This is a genomic window from Pseudomonas sp. HY2-MNA-CIBAN-0224 (assembly GCF_040310285.1).
Lineage (GTDB): Bacteria > Pseudomonadota > Gammaproteobacteria > Pseudomonadales > Pseudomonadaceae > Aquipseudomonas > Aquipseudomonas helleri.
This window is the reverse complement of sequence record NZ_JBEOPQ010000859.1, coordinates 1-240: the sequence shown is the minus strand read 5'-3', so window position 1 is coordinate 240 and position 240 is coordinate 1. Positions and strand designations below refer to the sequence as shown.

The 240-nt window shown below is 45.8% G+C and carries 1 protein-coding gene; it reads right to left on the bottom strand.

Features of this window, described 5'->3' with window-relative positions; all coding sequences use genetic code 11:
* A partial coding sequence (gene rpmA, locus AAEZ03_RS28700) for a 50S ribosomal protein L27 (RefSeq protein WP_350583385.1) occupies positions 1–180 on the bottom strand: 180 nt, incomplete at its 3' end.
* Positions 181–240 lie beyond the last annotated feature (60 nt).

Here is a 240-nt window from a genome sequence, read left to right as displayed (position 1 = left end):
AAATAAAGTATGGTCACGACCCATGCCAACGCCTTCGCCTGCGTGGAATTCTGTACCACGTTGACGAACGATGATGTTACCGGCAACGATGGCTTGACCGCCAAAGATTTTTACGCCGAGCATTTTTGGGTTTGAATCACGACCGTTACGGCTTGAACCGGCAGCTTTTTTATGTGCCATGAGAAAATCTCCTTGTTAATGTGACTTATCGCTAATGCGACAACTCTTAAGCATTTAGTG